Source organism: Streptomyces sp. NPDC002490, from assembly GCF_040296045.1.
In the GTDB taxonomy this organism is placed as follows: domain Bacteria; phylum Actinomycetota; class Actinomycetes; order Streptomycetales; family Streptomycetaceae; genus Streptomyces.
Genome location: NZ_JBEOWM010000045.1, coordinates 41,550 through 53,296 on the forward strand (window position 1 = coordinate 41,550; position 11,747 = coordinate 53,296).

Here is an 11,747-nt window from a genome sequence, read left to right on the forward strand (position 1 = left end):
AGGTGACACGCCGGATACCGCGCACTCGCGCGGGGTGGCGCGTCCCGGCGCGCGCGCCACCCCCTCCACCGCGGGGCCGTGGGGGGCCGCCCCGCCGCAACAACCGTCAGTCCGCGCGCGCGGCGCGCGATGCGGAGGGGGGTGGGCGAGGGTCAGACTCGGGCCCGTGGGCCCAGTCCGGGCCCGATGTCCGAGTCCACGCTGAGGGGTCACATGCACGACGCACACGACTGCGACGTCCTCGTCGTCGGGGCGGGACCGAGCGGGCTGACCGCCGCCCTGGCCCTGGCGCAGCAGGGGGTACGGGTACGGATCGTGGACCGGGGGTCCGGTCCGGTCGAGGAGGCACGGGCCGCGATCGTGCACGCTCGGACGTTGGAGCTGCTGGACCGGTTGGGGGTGGCGGAGCAGGCGGTGGCCCGGGGGCTGCCGATCGCCGAGGTGGCGATCCACGAACGGGGGCGGCCGGCCGGGCGGATGCCGCTCGCGGGCGAGGGCACGGCGGCGTGGACCCGCTTCCCGTACGCGCTGGCGTTGGAGCAGTTCGAGACGGAGCGGCTGCTGGTGGACGCGCTGGCCGAGCACGGGGTGGCCGTCGACTGGGACACGGCGGTGGACGGCCTCGACGACTCCGGGCGGGGCGTGCGGGTGCGGACGCGGCGGGGTGCGGCGGCCGGCGAGGTGACGGCGCGCTGGTTGATCGGCGCGGACGGGGCGAGCAGCACCGTGCGGCACCTGTTGGGGCTGGACTTCGGGGGGCGCACCTACCAGCAGAGCGGCATGCTCGCCGATGTCACCCTGGACGTGGACCTCGGGGTGCGGGGGATGCGGTTGAACCTGACGCGGGGCGGTTTCGTCGGCATCCTGCCGCTGGCGAGCGGCAGGTGCCGGCTGTTCGGCGTGGTGCCGCCGTGGATCCACCACGGGGACGAACCCGCCGCGGTGTCGCACGAGGCGTACGCCCCGCTGGAGCCGGAGGTGCTGCACCGGTGGTTCGCGGACTTCTTCCGGGTGGACGCGGAGTTGCGGGAGGTCGTGTGGGCGTCGATGTTCCGGTTCCACAGCCGGATCGCGTCGCGGTTCGACTCGGGGAGTTGCTTCCTGATCGGGGACGCGGCGCACATCCACAATCCGGCCGGGGGCCAGGGCCTCAACCTGGGCATCGGGGACGCGGTCAACCTGGCCTGGAAGCTGGCGGAGGTGACGCACGGACGGGCTCCGGCGTGGTTGGTGGACACCTACGACGCGGAGCGGCGGCCGGTCGCGCGCACCGTGCTGAAGCGGACGGACCTGGGGTTCCGGGCGGAGACGGGCAACAGTGCGGCGGCGGTGTGGATGCGGACCCATCTGGTGACCCGGGTCATCGGCGCGGTCAGCCGATTGGCGCCGGTGCGGCGGTTGTTCTTCCACGTCTTCTCGCAGCTGTGGATCACCTACCGGGGCAGCCGTGCGGTGGCGGGCGGCCCGCGGGTCGCGGGCCGGCTGCGGCCCGGGGACCGGGCCCCGCACGCCCCGCTGGGGGGCGCCGGCGGCGAAGGCCCGGGGGGCGCGCGCAGCGTGTTGGACCTGACCCACGGCGCCGGCTACCACGTGCTCTGCTTCCCGGGGGCGTCCGGTACCGCGGCGGGCGTCGGTGCGGTGGCGGAGGCCTTGGACGACCGCTATCCCGGGCTGGTGACCGTCCACGAGGTGCCGCCGCGGGAGGCGGCAGCCCGGCGGGCGTACCAGGTGCGGGGGGCGCGGTGGGTGGTGGTGCGGCCGGACGGGCACGTGGCCGTGGTGGTCGACCTACCGGACGCCGATCCGGTGGGGCGGCTCACCGCCCATCTGGACCGGGTGCTGGTCCCGGCGTCGCAGCGGGATCCAGACGCAGGGTGAGTCGGGAGGGGCCGTGGAAGACGAGGTCGTAGGGGTAGGCGACCTCGTCGACGGCGAGGGTGCCGGACGGACGCGGTCCGCCGAGGCCGTCGAGGGCGGCGAGCAGCAGTCCGAGCCCGATCTCGATCTCGGTCCGGGCGAGCGCGGCGCCCAGGCAGTAGTGGATGCCGAGGCCGAAGCTGACGTGGCGGCCCCGCCGGTCGAGTCGGAGCGCGTCCGGTTCGGGGAAGCGGGCGGGGTCCCGGTTGGCGGCGCCGAGCAGGGCGACGACCTTGCTGCCGCGCGGCACCGGATGGCCGCCGAGGGTCAGGTCCCGGTAGGCCCAGCGGGTGACCGCCTGCACGGGCGGGTCGAAGCGGACGAGTTCGTCCACCGCGGACGGCGGGATGCGGGGGGTGCGCCGCAGCGCCGCCCAGGACTCGGGGCGCGCGGCGAGGGCGAGGACGGATTTGGCGAGGGTGTTGGTGGTGGTCTCGTGGCCGGCCGTCATGAGGTGCACGCAGGTCGCGACGGTCTCCGTGTCGTTCAAGGACCTGCCTGCGGGCCGGGCGGTGACGAGCAGGGACACCAGGTCCGGGCCGGGGTCCGTGCGGCGGCGGGCGGCGAGGTCGAGGAAGTAGGCGGTGAGTTCACGGGCGGCGGCGTCGGCGCGGCGGGGCGCGGCGGGGTCGTGCGCCGCCCGGCTGCTGCTGGCCTGTTGGACGTCGACGGCCCGGTCCCGCAGCCAGGGCCAGTCCTCGGACGGCACGCCGAGGAGGGCGGAGATCACCAGGATCGGGAAGGGGGCGGCGAACTCCTCGACGAGGTCCACCACCCCTTCGCGGCGGGCGGTGGCGGTCAGGTCGCGGAGCAGGTCGGTGGCGATGGTGCGGATGCGTTCCCGCAGGTCGGTGACGACGGCGGGGGTGAACTCCCGGTTCACCACGGACCGCAGCCGGGTGTGGCGGGGCGGGTCGAGGAAGACCAGCCAGTTCTCCACGAGGTCGCGCAGCGCGGAGCGTCCGTCCGGGGCCGGGTCGGTGCCCCGGGCCCGGTGGGCGCTGCGCCCGTAGGCGGGGTCGCCGAGGACCCTGACGACCTCGGCGTGGCCGAGCACGTAGTGGGTGGGGGGCGCGTCGGGGGCGGTGGGGTCGGGCACCGGGTGGACGGGGGAGGCGGCGCGGTAGCGGTGGTACACCGGGTAGGGGTCGACGAGCCGGTCGGCGGACCATCCGGTGAGGCCGAACGGGGGGAGCGTGGCGCCGGTGCGGTTCATGGGCGTCCTCGGGGGTGGCCGGGCGGCCCGGGCCGGTCGGGTGCGGCCGGGTGGTGGGCGCCGGTGACCCGGGCGACCACGGTGGCGGGGTCACCCGGCGGTGCCTCGCCGCGCCAGGCCACGTGTCCGTCCGGGCGGACCAGGACGAAGGGCCGTTCGTAGCTGTCGGCGAGGTCGGGGGACTCGTAGCGGTGGACGGTGAACGGGGCGCCACGGTCGGCGAAGGCGCGGGCGAAGCCGTCGATGCGGGGCGACGGACCGCCGGCCAGCAGGACGAAGCCGTTGCCGAACAGGTCCAGGGTCGATCTGCCCGGGGCCAGCCAGACGTGCGGGGCGCGGGAGCCGGGCCGGGTGCCCGGGCGTCGGTCGGGGCCGGTGTCGTCGGGGGCGGTGGGGTCGGGGACCACGATCGGGGAGTCGGCGTAGCGGAAGCCGAGGTGGATCTCCGGGGCGTCGAACTCCCGGCCCACTCCCCCGCGGGCGAGTGCCGTGCTGATCGTCCGTCGCAGCCGCTCGCCCTCGGGGGTGTCGTCGTTGAGCGCGGCGGGGACCTCGCGGCCCATCGCCCGGGCGAAGTTGCGGTTGGCCTCCTCCAGTCCTTCGAGGGCGACGGGCCGCCGCTCGGCGGTGTAGCTGTCCAGCAGCCCGGGTCCGGCCCAGCCGTCCAGGGCGGCGGCGAGTTTCCAGCCCAGGTCGGCGGCGCCGCAGATGCCGGTGTTCATGCCGAAGCCGCCGGACGGGGAGAGGGTGTGGGCGGAGTCGCCGACGAGGAAGACCGGTCCGGCGCGGAAGGTGTCGGCGACCCGGTGCACCAGGTGCCAGGTGTTGTCCGACAGCACCTCGACGGGGGTGTCGGGGGCGAGTGCCCGGCGGACGAGGACGTCCGCGTCGACGAGCGAGTCGGGGTGGCCCTGGAGGCCGACCGTGAGTCGGTAGAGGCCGGCGCCGTCGAGGGCGCGGAGCGGGAAGCGCAGGGCGGAGGACATCAGCAGGTAGTAGAAGTTGGCGTTGCGGGCGCCGAGTTCGGCGCGCAGCCGGGGGGCGCGGAAGAGGATGTTGCGGAAGACCCGGGTGCGGTAGCGGGCGGGGGCCGGGATGTCGCACTGCTTGCGGATCGGCGAGGAGGTGCCGTCGCAGGCGATGAGGTAGCGGGCGTGCACCGGGGTGGACCGGCCGGTGGTCTGGTCGGTGAGTTCGGCGCGCACCGCGTCGCCGTCCACCGCGACCCGGTCCACCCGGGTCCGCAGGTGCACGGGCCCGTCCGGGCCGGTCCCGAGTTCGGCGCGCAGCAGCGGACCGAGCCAGTGCTGGGGGCAGATGGCGTCGGGTTCGGGGGTGTGCCGGAACGGGGGGCGGGTGTCCATGGTGTGGCGGGGCAGTCGGAACAGTTCGTGGCCGCCGACCCGGGTCACCCAGACGGCGTCCAGGCTGTGGTCGCCGGGCCATCCCGAGCGGCGGATGCGGTCGGCGACGCCCCAGCGGCGGAAGAACTCCATGGAGCGCGGGCCGATGCTGCTGACCTTGGGGTGGGTGACGGTGCCGTCGCCGGCTTCGGCGAGGACGAAGTCGACGCCGCGCGAGCGCAGTTCGAGGGCGGTGGCGAGCCCGGTGGGGCCTCCTCCGACGATGAGCACGTCGGTGTCGCGGACCCGGCCGGGGGGTCGGGTTCCTGCGTCCGGCGCAGCGTTCAACGGTCCTCCCTGGTGGCGTGTGCGGCGGCCTCGGCGGGCGGGCGGTGGCCGGGCGCCGTCACCCGGCGGGGTGCGGTGTGGGCGTGGATCTGGCGGGCGGCGGCCAGCCCCGACTCCAGGGCGCCCTCGATCCATGCGGGGGTCGTCGAGCAGTGCTCCCCGGCGAAGAACAGGGCGCCCTGGGGGTGGGCGGCCAGGGCGCGTTCCTCCTCCGCGGTGGCCGGCTCCTTGCTCCAGCGCACGGAGGCGGCGCCCCGGCTGGACGGGTCCTCGCCCCAGATCTGGGTCTCGGCGTCGATGACCATGCCGGGTTGGGCGAGTTCGGGGTGCATGGTGCTCAGTTCGCCGAGGACCGTGGCGACGAGCTTGTCCCGGGGGACCTCGCTCAGGGCGTCCGCGTCGGGTCCGATGGTGTAGCTGGCGAGGAGGGCGGCGCCGAGCCGGGGATCGTTCTCCACCGGCGGGTAGTAGGTCTGCCGGGTCAGTCCGCCGGTGAAGGAGCCGCCGCCGCTGATCCCGTCGCGTTCCCAGAACGCTTCGCGACAGTGCAGCGCGACCTTGGTGGCCGGCCAGTACTGCATGTCGTTGACGACGGCGGTCTTGGCGGGTTCGACACCGGTGAGGGGCATCCGGCGCAGCACCGAGAACGGCAGGGTGCACAGGACGTGGTCGCAGGCCAGTCGACGGGTCGAGAGTCCGTGCCGCACGTCGACGAGGACCGCGTCGGGTCGTACGTGCACGCCCAGCACCCGCTGTCCCCACCGCACCGGGCCCTTGAGGCGGCGGGCCAGCCGCCGGGGTATCTGGTCCATGCCGCCGTCGAGGCGGAACAGCGCCGAGGAGGTCTCGGTGACGACGTCGTCGAAGAAGTAGCGGAACCGGCCGTTCGCGGCGAACCCCTGGTGGTGGGCGAAGAACCGGTTGAGGTCGATGCGTTGGACGGGGCCGTCCACCAGGTAGGGGCGCACGTCGAGGACGGCGAGGAGGTCGAGGAGTTCGTGGTGGAGCCCGGAGAGCAGGGCGCGGCCGAAGGTGCCGGGGGCGACGGCGTCGACGCTCGCGGCGAGCCAGGCCGCGCAGAGCACGGTCTCCGGGCGGTAGGGGTGACCGGCGGGCAGGCTGCGGCGGAACTGTTCCACCAGGACGGGCGAGGCGTCCCGGACCCGGACGTGGCCGGCGGGGGTCTCCAGGTAGCTGGCGTCGTCGGAGAAGAGGGGCCGGAACTGCCGCACCCGGTCGCTCAGGCGCAGCCGGTCGATCCACTGCAGGGTGAGGTGGTGGGCCGCGGGGATGCGCATGGCTCCCAGTTCGACGAGCGGGCCGCCGGTGGCGAAGCCGTGGGTGCGGACCCGGCCTCCGGGGCGCAGCCGGGCTTCGAGCACCTGCACGCGGTGGCCGAGGCGTTCGAGTTCGTGCGCGGCGGCGAGTCCGGCGACGCCGGCTCCGAGCACGGTGATCCGCTTGGGGCGGCGGGCGGACGGATCGGGTGGGGGGGACGGAACGGCGGGGTCGCGGCCCGTGGCCGCCGGGCGTGTCCTGCGCACCGTGCTCCTTAGGGAGGGAGGGGGGACGGTTGCCGACGAGCTCCCTGGGGAGCGGCGCGGTGGGCCGGCCCGGGCGCTCGGGAGGCGGTCGGCGGACCGCCGGCCGGGTGCCGTCGTGGGCATCGACCCCGCCGTTTATCGTGCGAGGGCGTGGGCACCACCCACATCCCCCTGCCGGCACGGGCCTTGACGGTTTGTGGTAGCCGCGCGCGCCGGTGTCCGTGCGGGGCGGGGCTCCACACCCCGCGAGCCAGCGGATTCGCACGGGCTCGGGCCCGGTGGGCACGGGGTCGGGGCAGGCTGACTCCCCCGTTCCCCCCAGCCCCACGGAGTGTGCGATGGCGGAGCCCTCAGATCAGGTCGGACCGGACGCGCCCCCCGCGGCGGGGGTGCGCACCCATCTGCGCACCCCGGACGGGCTCTGGCTCGCCGGCACCCTGACCCCCGCGGTCGTCTCCCCGCCCGACACCGCCCGCGCCGCGCTGTTCCTGCACGCCGAGGGCGCCACCCGCGAGCAGGGCGGGCTCTACGCACAGGTCGCGCAGGCCCTGGCGACCGCGGGGGTGACGGGCCTGCGCTTCGACCTGCCCGGTCACGGGGTGAGCGAGGGGCGTCAGGCCGAGCTGAGCCTGTCGGGGCTCCTCAACGTGATCGGCGCGGGTTCGCGGCTGCTGAGGGAACGGATCGGGGCCACCCGGATCCATCTGCTGGCCGCGGGGCTGACCGGCGGGGTGGCCGCCGGGTACGCGGCGCGGCGCGGCGCGGAGATCGAGCGGTTGGTGCTGTTCGACCCGCTGATCGACTACCAGGAACGGTTCGTGGACGGTTCCGGGGCGTGGCGCGACGGCTACCTGGACGAGGTGTCCGGCCGGGAGTTGGTGGCCGACGGGCGGGTGCGCTACTCCCCCGGGCTGACCCTGGGCAGGGCGATGCTCAACGAGGTGTTCTGGCTCCAGCCGCGCGGGGTGCTCGGTGCGATCACCGCGCCGACGCTGGTGGTGCACGGGACGGGGGCCTCCTGCGTGCCGCTGCGTTCCTCGCGGACCGCCGTCGAGGCCCTCTCCGTCGCGCGCCGGCTGTTGGACCTGACCGGGGCGACGGGCTCGGCCCGGACCACCGCCGCGGCGCGGGCGGCGGTGGAATGGCTCCTGGGGGCGGACCCGGGGCGGTCGGCCGAGCGGTGAGCCCGTCTACGGGGCGCCCCCGCCGGGCGGCTCCGCGTCGCGGGGCCAGGAGGCGTAACGGCGCAGTCCGTACAACAGGGGTCGAGGGAAACGGTGTTGACGCATGCCGTACACCTCGCCGAAGACCACCGTGTGGCTGCCGACGACCTGGCGACCGCTGACCGCGCAGTCGGCGACGGTGTGCGCCTCCTCGACCAGGTGGGGCCCGCCGCGGTCGGCGGCGTGCTCCCAGCGCACCCGTTCGAACCGGTGCGGGGCGCCGGAGGCGAACAGTTCGGCGGCCGACCGGGCCCTGTCGTGCAGGAGGTTCACCGCGAACGTGCCCTCCCGCAGCATGGTGTCCAGGGTGGGGCTGCCCACCCGCACGCACACCAACAGGGTCGGCGGACTCAGCGACACCGCGCACACCGCGGAGCAGGTCATCCCCCACGGCCGTCCGGAGGCGGTGTCCACCACGGTGAGGATCGCGACCCCGCTGGGGAAGCCAGCCATCAGGGTCCGGAACCGGGTCGGGGTGATCTGGTCGGACAGGTTCACTACGCACCGCCTTGGCGCGCGGGCGACTCGCGGCGAGCCGCGCACGCATCGATCGTGGAGAGCAACGGTCCGGTCGGGCCGGTGCCGGTCGTCACCCGGGCCGTGGTCGCGTTCCACCGGCCGGCCGAGCCGTGCTCCGGACGGTGCACGACTCCGACGCGGAACAGGACCGGGCCGACCTCGCCGACCGTGGCGAGGGGGTCGGCGAGGTGCTCGGGGAGGAGGAGGCCGAAGCGCCGCCCGCCGGCGAGGGCGAGCAGCGCCGGCCCCACCAACAGGCTGACCAGGATCTCCCCGATCGCCAGGGGCAGTCGCAGCCGTCCGGCGACCCGCCGTCCGACCGGCGCGACGAGGACGAGGAGGCCCAGCAGGGCGAGCAGGTGCAGACCCGCGACCACCAGCTCCGTCATGGTGCACGGCTGCCGGCGCCGTGGTCAGTGGAACTGGTTGAAGTAGGCGTACTGGCTGGGCAACGAACGTTTCAGCTCCGCGGCCTGGGCGGCGAGCAGCCGGAACTCCCGTCGGGCCGCGGTGGGGTCGAGGAGGGCGAGGCCGGGCGACGGGGAGAGCGGTATCCCGCCCAGCCCCAGGAGCATGCACACATACGAGTACGCCTCGAACCCGTGGTAGTGCGGGTAGATGGACTCCGCGTGCGGCAGCTTGGTGCGCCACTGCTCGACGCGCTCGGCGAGGGAGTCGGGGATCGGCCGGGTCTTGGTGTCCTTCCAGTACGCGTTGTCCGCGCGGGCGGCGGCGTAGTAGTGCAGGACCAGGAACTCCCGCACCCCGTCCATGCACCGGTTGACCAGGCGGTTGTAGGCGTCGCGGAGCCCGGGCCGCCAGCGGGCGTCGGGGAAGTGCTTGACCAGTTGCTCCACGCCGTGCTGGATGAAGAAGATGCCGGTGGACTCCAGCGGTTCGACGAATCCGCTCGCCAGCCCCACCGCGACGCAGTTGTTGACCCAGGAGCGGCGGCTGCGGCCGATGCGCATGCGGATGTGGTTGGCCTCCAGGTCGTCGGCGGCGGGGCCGACGAACGCGCGCAGGGTGCGTTCGGCCTCCTCGGGCGAGCTGTAGTCCCGCGCGTACACGTAGCCGGTGCCGATCCGGTCGTACAGGGGGATGGTCCAGATCCAGCCCGCGGCCCGGGCGGTGGCGGTGGTGCAGGGGCGCAGCCCGCGGCGTTCGGTGTCGACGGGGACCCGCAGTGCGACGGCGCTGTCGTTGGGCAGGTTGCGCTGGTAGGACTCGAAGGGCTCGCCGAGCGCCTGGTTGATCAGCAGCCCCCGGAAGCCGGTGCAGTCGACGAAGAGGTCCCCGCTGAGGTCCCCGCTGGACCCGGTGGTCAGATGGGTGATCCAGCCGCGCTCGTCCTGGGCCACGTGCAGCACGTCGTCCACCACGTGGCGCACCCCGCGGGCGACGGCGTGGTCGCGCAGGTAGCCGGCGAGCAGCGCGGCGTCGAAGTGGTAGGCGTAGGGGAACTGGGTGTTCTGCTCGGCCAGGGTGCTGCGGCCGGGCGAGGGGTCGGTGCGCCGTCCGAGGTCCCCTTCGAAGAGGGAGCCGTCGAGGTGGCGGGGGGACCGGTGGTTGTCGCACAGGGTGCCGACGAGGAAGCACTCCTCGTCGAAGCGGCCGACCGGCCGGTCGCCGGACCCCTCGTCGGTCCGGGCCGCCCGGGACAGCCACCAGTCGGGGAGGGTGAACCCGTCGACGATCCGCTGCCGTTCGAACGGGTGGTAGAAGTGGTGTCCGGGGGCTCGCCAGTCCTCGAACCTGATGCCCAGTTTGTAGGTGGCGTTGCAGGCCGGCATCCAGTCCCGCTCGTCCAGCCCCAGGTAGGCGAAGAAGTGCCGCACGGTGCTGAAGGTCGCTTCGCCCACGCCGATGGTCGCGACCCGGTCGGACTCCACGACCGTGATGGATATCCGGTCGCCGAAGGCGGCGCTGAGGTACGACGCCGTCATCCACCCCGATGTTCCTCCGCCGACGACAACGATGCTCTCCAGCATGGGCAAACCTCCGAGAGGACGTGGGCCGCGCCCCGTGCGGGCGCTGACGGTCGGCACGGCGAGGTGCATGGGCGGGCGGGGGGCGTCCGTGGGCCCCGAGCCCGCGCGGCACGGCCCGCGGTCCGTGGGACCGGTGGGTCGGGTGCCGGGTGGCCCGGCTTGCTCGGAAGGCTAGGTCCGGGCGTCGCCCCGCGGGGCTCCGGTGCCCGGCGGGACGGCTCGAACCCCGTGCACGCGCAGGCTGGAACGGTCGCGGACCGGGCAGGCCCCCTCGTGCACCGCACGCCCCGTCGCGGTGGCGGGGGGTTGCACGGGGCGGAGCGTGCGGCACCGTCCGCGCCCCGTCGTGCACCGTGCCCGCACGGCGCGGCAGGCGTAACCGGCGCGGGGCGCGTGCCGTTGGTGCGGTATGCCTCCTGCCACCCCTGCGCCGCGCCCGTCCGGCCGCGCCCCGTCGATGCTGCGGCTCGCCACCGCCTCGCTCGCGGGGACCGCCATCGAGTTCTACGACTTCTTCGTCTACGGCACCGCCGCCGCGCTGGTGCTGGGGCCGTTGTTCTTCCCCTCGTTCTCCCCGCTGGCCGGCACGCTGGCCGCGTTCGCCACCTTCGGCGTGGGCTTCTTCGCCCGGCCGCTCGGTTCGGTGCTGTTCGGTCACGTCGGCGACCGGTACGGGCGGCGCCCGGTGCTGTTCGGGTCGCTGGTGCTCACCGGGGCGGCCACCGTCGCGGTGGGGTGCGTGCCGACGTACGACGCCATCGGGGCCGCCGCGCCCCTGTCGCTGGTCGCCCTGCGGTTCCTCCAGGGCATCGGCCTGGGCGGCGAGTGGGGCGGCGCCGTGCTGCTCGCCACCGAGCACGCTCCCGCCGGGCGGCGCGGGCTGTGGGGCGGCTTCCCCCAGATGGGCCCGCCGCTCGGGTTCCTCCTCGCCAACGGCATGATGCTGCTGCTGTCGGCCACCCTGACCGAGGCCCAGTTCCACGACTGGGGCTGGCGGGTGCCGTTCTGGGCGGCGGGGCTGCTCGCGGCGGGGGGCCTGTTGTTGCGCTCCTCCTTGGCGGAGACCCCCCAGTTCCGCGAGTTGAACGAGACGGGGCGGCGGGCCGCGGCGCCGGTGGCCGAGGTCCTGCGCGACCACTGGCGGCTGGTGCTGCTCACCGCGGGTGCACTGACCGCGGGCTATGCGATCTTCTACTCGGTGTCGACCTGGGCCCTCGCCTACGGCACCGAGCGGATCGGGGTGAGTACCACGGTGATGCTGGCGTGCGTGATGGTGGCGGTCGCCGTCAAGGGGGCGTTGACCCCGGTGGCGGCCTGGCTCAGCGACCGGGTGGGGCGGCGCCCGATGTGCCTGGCGGGCAGCGCGCTCGCGGTGGTGTGGATGTTCCCGCTCGTCGCCCTGTTGGACACGGGTGAACCGGTCCTGATGTTCCTGGGGTTCCTGGTGGCGCTGATCGCGTTCGTCACCGTGTTCGCGGTGATCGCCTCCTATCTCCCCGAGCTGTACGCACCGCGGGTGCGCTGCACGGGCGCGGCGGTCGGGTACAACCTGGCGGGGGTGCTCGCGGCGGGGGGCCTGTTGTTGCGCTCCTCCTTGGCGGAGACCCCCCAGTTCCGCGAGTTGAACGAGACGGGGCGGCGGGCCG

General features: G+C 74.7%; 9 protein-coding genes. 3 read left to right on the forward strand and 6 right to left on the reverse strand.

Annotated elements, in window-relative coordinates; genetic code table 11:
* Positions 1-213 precede the first annotated feature (213 nt).
* Positions 214-1,878, forward strand: a complete 1,665-nt coding sequence (locus ABT092_RS24665; protein ID WP_351247432.1) for an FAD-dependent monooxygenase — start codon at positions 214-216, stop codon at positions 1,876-1,878.
* On the opposite strand, the gene ABT092_RS24670 is transcribed toward ABT092_RS24665, so the two are convergent.
* Genes ABT092_RS24670 through ABT092_RS24680 form a run of 3 tightly spaced genes read right to left on the reverse strand, consistent with a single transcriptional unit; the run spans position 1,817 to position 6,368 of the window.
* Positions 1,817-3,133, reverse strand: coding sequence for a cytochrome P450 (locus ABT092_RS24670; protein ID WP_351247434.1), 1,317 nt, complete (start codon positions 3,131-3,133; stop codon positions 1,817-1,819). The two genes, ABT092_RS24665 and ABT092_RS24670, sit on opposite strands and share 62 nt — an antisense overlap.
* Positions 3,130-4,824 (reverse strand): FAD-dependent monooxygenase, encoded by a 1,695-nt coding sequence (locus ABT092_RS24675; protein ID WP_351247436.1) that lies wholly within the window; start codon positions 4,822-4,824, stop codon positions 3,130-3,132. The genes ABT092_RS24670 and ABT092_RS24675 overlap by 4 nt, the downstream gene beginning before the upstream one ends.
* Positions 4,821-6,368 carry a flavin monoamine oxidase family protein gene (locus ABT092_RS24680; protein WP_351247438.1) on the reverse strand — a complete coding sequence of 516 codons (1,548 nt, stop codon included), beginning with the start codon at positions 6,366-6,368 and terminating at the stop codon, positions 4,821-4,823. Before ABT092_RS24680 ends, ABT092_RS24675 begins: the two co-directional genes overlap by 4 nt.
* A gap of 338 nt (positions 6,369-6,706) precedes the next feature.
* Between ABT092_RS24680 and ABT092_RS24685 the strand changes: the two genes are divergently transcribed.
* The gene (locus ABT092_RS24685; protein WP_351247440.1) at positions 6,707-7,552 is read left to right on the forward strand and encodes an alpha/beta hydrolase; all 846 of its coding nucleotides are present in this window, start codon (positions 6,707-6,709) and stop codon (positions 7,550-7,552) included.
* A gap of 6 nt (positions 7,553-7,558) precedes the next feature.
* Here ABT092_RS24685 and ABT092_RS24690 read toward each other — a convergent pair whose 3' ends face one another.
* From ABT092_RS24690 to ABT092_RS24700, 3 genes are read right to left on the reverse strand one after another with little or no spacing between them, the layout of a single operon-like run.
* Positions 7,559-8,089 (reverse strand): flavin reductase family protein, encoded by a 531-nt coding sequence (locus tag ABT092_RS24690; protein WP_351247442.1) that lies wholly within the window; start codon positions 8,087-8,089, stop codon positions 7,559-7,561.
* On the reverse strand, positions 8,089-8,499 hold the full coding sequence (locus tag ABT092_RS24695) for a hypothetical protein (protein WP_351247444.1): 411 nt from the start codon (positions 8,497-8,499) through the stop codon (positions 8,089-8,091). The genes ABT092_RS24690 and ABT092_RS24695 overlap by 1 nt, the downstream gene beginning before the upstream one ends.
* Before the next feature lie 24 nt (positions 8,500-8,523).
* Positions 8,524-10,101, reverse strand: coding sequence for a tryptophan halogenase family protein (locus ABT092_RS24700; protein WP_351247446.1), 1,578 nt, complete (start codon positions 10,099-10,101; stop codon positions 8,524-8,526).
* A gap of 457 nt (positions 10,102-10,558) precedes the next feature.
* Here ABT092_RS24700 and ABT092_RS24705 point away from each other — a divergent pair.
* On the forward strand, positions 10,559-11,747 hold a 1,189-nt coding region (locus ABT092_RS24705), incomplete at its 3' end, for an MFS transporter (protein ID WP_351247450.1).